Here is a 3,343-nt window from a genome sequence, read left to right on the forward strand (position 1 = left end):
CTTCGAGGGACGGGAGAGCGCGACGGCCTACCTGACGGACAACTTAGAAGGGCCGCGCTGAACCCCACCTGAACCGGTCATTCAGGTGCGAACCCGTTCTGTTCACAAACCCCCGTCAGGCGAGCGCCCCGGCGCCTTTCAGCTCGTCCAGCTCCGCCGCGCTGAAGCCCCAGTCCGTGAGCGCCTCGGCGTCGTGGGCGCCGTTGGCCGGCGGCGGGCCCTGGATGGCGCCGGGCGTCACCGAGAAGCGCGGGGCCGGCGCGGGCTGCACCACGCCCTCCACCTCCACGAAGGTCTCGCGGGCCACGTTGTGCGGATGCTTGGGGGCCTCGTCGAGGTCTAGCACCGGGGCGAAGCAGACGTCGGTGCCCTCCATCAGCTCGCTCCACTCGTCTCGGGTCTTCTGGGCGATGATGTGGGCCAGCTTCTCCCTCAGGGAGGGCCAGGCGGTGCGATCCATTTGCTTTGAAAATTCAGGGTCGTTGACGCCGGTCTTCTCCAGCAGCAGCGCGTAGAACTGCGGCTCGATGGAGCCGATCGAGACCCATTTCCCGTCCCGGCACTGGTAGGTGTCGTAGTAGTGGGCGCCGCCATCGAGCATGTTGGCGCGCCGCTGGCCGTTCCAGATCCCCTGGGCCTTGAAGCCGTAGAACATCGCCATCAGGGAGGCCGCCCCGTCGGTCATGGCGCAGTCCACCACCTGCCCGCGCCCCGTCTCCCGGGCGTGGATCACCCCGGCCAGGAGCCCGAACGCCAGGTAGAGCGCCCCGCCGCCGAAGTCGCCGACAAGGTTGAGCGGCGGCACCGGCTTATCCTCGGTCCCGATGGCGTGCAGCGCCCCCGTCAGGGCGATGTAGTTCATGTCGTGCCCGGCGGCCTGGGCCAGCGGGCCGAACTGGCCCCAGCCGGTCATCCGGCCGTAGACCAGCTTCGGGTTGCGCTTCAGGGCTACGTCGGGCCCGAGCCCGAGCCGCTCCATGACGCCCGGGCGGAAGCCCTCGAAGGCCGCATCGGCCCGCTCCATCAGCTTCAGGCAGGTCTCGATGGCCGCGGGGGACTTCAGGTCCAGCGCCACCGAGCGGCGGCCGCGCGCGGTGACGTTGGCCGGCGAGGCCCGACCGGGGCCCTTGCGGTCGATCCGCACCACATCCGCCCCCAGGTCGGAGAGCAGCATGCCGCAGAACGGCCCTGGGCCGATGCCGGCGAACTCGACGATCTTCAGCCCGCTCAAGGGTCCCTGGCCCATCCGCAATACTCTCCCTGGTGTTCGGGGTCAGCTAACCGCCCTGCCCCGCCGTCACGCAAGTGCGCGGCGACATGGGCGCTGTCGCGGGCTTGACCGCCTGTATAGTCTGCACCGGTTCGATTCAGCGTCCGTTCGGGCGGACGTGGGGGAAGGCGAGGCATGAGCTCAAGCGTCCAGGCGCGCGTCCTGATCGTCGCCCGCGACGACGCCCTGGCGGGCCCCCTGGCCGACGGCCTCGACCGGCTGGGTTGGCGCACCGTGACCGCCCGCGGCCCCTACGCCGCCGTCGCCGCCCTCGCCGACCTGCAGATCGAGGCGGCGATCGTCGACCTGGCGAGCGGCGGCCCCGAGGTGAAGGACCTGCCGCGCCGGCTGAAAGAGGCCTGCCATCCGCGGCGACTGCCGGTGTTGGCGATCGGGGAGCCCGATCCCTCGCTGGAGGCCGACGGCTTCGACCTGACCATCGCCGCGCCGCTGCATCCGGCACAGGCTGTGCTGCGCCTGGAGACCCTGGTCCGCAACGCCGTCGCCGAGGAGGAGTTCGAGCTGCGCGCCGAGACCTTCGCCGAGCGCGGCCGGATGCTGGAGCCCGCGGCCCCGGAGCCCAGCCCCTTCCGTATCCTGGCGATCGGCGAGCCGGCCCCGCAGTTCCTGGCTCTGTCCAACGCCCTGACCCAGAAGGGCGCGGAGGTCGTGGGCGCCTTCACGGCCTACACCGCCTTCGACTACCTGCACGAGCGGCCGTTCGACGCCGTCGTGCTGTGGGCCGGCGACAACTCCAGCGAGGCGTTGTCCATCGCCGCCGGCATGCGGCGCAACACCCGCCTCTTCCACACCCCGGCGCTGCTCTACATGCGCCATGAGAGCTACATCACCGCCTCCGAGGCCTATCACCGGGGCATCTCCGACGTGGCCTCGCCCGAGACGCCGGAAACCGAGACCGCCGGCCGGGTCATCGAGCTCGCCCGCAGCTACCGCCGGCAGACGGCGCTGCGGAAGGCGCTGGAGCGGGCGCGCACCTCAGGCCTGATGGACTCGCCCACCGGCCTCTTCACCCGCGACCTGTTCGCCGCCCACCTGGTGCGGCTGGCCCAGGCCTCTCGGGTGCGCAACCGGCCGCTGTCGGTCTGCGTGCTGCGGGTCGCCGACCGGTCGGATATCGCCGACGCCCGCCGCGACGGCTGGCTCGACAAGGCGCTGCCGCAGATCGGCTCGATGATCGGCCGCCTGGTTCGGGTGGAGGACACCGCCGCCCGGCTCGGCCACGAGGTCTTCGCCCTGGCCCTGCCCGCCACCCGCCAATCGTCGGGCCGGGCCGCCGGCGAACGCATCGCCGCGGTCATCGGCTGCACAGCCTTCGAGGCCGGCGAGGGCCGCTCGCCTTTCGTCGTGGAGTTCGACATCGGCGTCGCCGAAGTCTCCGCCCCCGAGACCGCCGGCAAGGCGCTGGAAGAGGCCGCCGCCCGAGCCCAGCGGGTGGGGTGACTCCCACTTTCCCTCCCCTGCCTCGGACGGGTGGGGAAGTCTCGAACCTGCACTGAGCTGATCGCCCAGCGCCCGCGGGGCATCCTACTCCCCCACCCCGGTCGGCTGCGCCGACTCGGCCCTCCCCATGAAGGGCAGGGAAATCACGCCGCCAGCTTGGCCAGCTCGCGCAGCACCTTTTCCGCCGCGTCGAGCCGCTGGGCGGGGGTCTCCCACTCGCCCTTGATCACCACCTTGTGGTCCGGCCGGAGCCGCCAGGCGTGGGCGTTTTTCTGCACGAATCCAACCAGTCCGGCCGTATTCTTGAACTCGTCTCCGCGGAAGGTCACGACCGCGCCCTTGGGCCCCACGTCGATCTTCGAGACGTTGGCTTCGCGGCACAGGCCCTTGATGGCCACGACCTTGAGCAGCTGTCCGGCCTCCGGCGGCAAGGGCCCGAACCGGTCGATGAGCTCGGCGGCCAGGGCTTCCCGGTCGTCGGCCTTCTCGGCGTCGGAGAGGCGACGGTAGAGCGCCAGACGCACGTTGAGATCCGGGACGTACTCCTCCGGGATCAGCACGGCCGCGCCGGTGTTGATCTGTGGCGACCAGCCGCGGTCCGCCAGGGCCTCG

General features: G+C 71.3%; 3 protein-coding genes. 1 reads left to right on the forward strand and 2 read right to left on the reverse strand.

Annotated features, from left to right (window positions below; translation table 11 throughout):
* Positions 1–115 precede the first annotated feature (115 nt).
* Positions 116–1,246, reverse strand: a complete 1,131-nt coding sequence (locus VHK87_RS04840; RefSeq protein ID WP_329633764.1) for a CaiB/BaiF CoA-transferase family protein — start codon at positions 1,244–1,246, stop codon at positions 116–118.
* Positions 1,247–1,405: 159 nt separating this feature from the next.
* Here VHK87_RS04840 and VHK87_RS04845 point away from each other — a divergent pair, with 159 nt between their 5' ends.
* A complete protein-coding gene (locus tag VHK87_RS04845) occupies positions 1,406–2,731 on the forward strand; it encodes a diguanylate cyclase domain-containing protein (protein WP_329633765.1) in 1,326 nt (441 codons plus the stop codon).
* Positions 2,732–2,874: 143 nt separating this feature from the next.
* On the opposite strand, the gene VHK87_RS04850 is transcribed toward VHK87_RS04845, so the two are convergent.
* On the reverse strand, positions 2,875–3,343 hold a 469-nt coding region (locus tag VHK87_RS04850; RefSeq protein ID WP_329633766.1), incomplete at its 5' end, for a TRCF domain-containing protein.

It is taken from the genome of Phenylobacterium sp. (assembly GCF_036263695.1).
GTDB lineage: Bacteria > Pseudomonadota > Alphaproteobacteria > Caulobacterales > Caulobacteraceae > Phenylobacterium.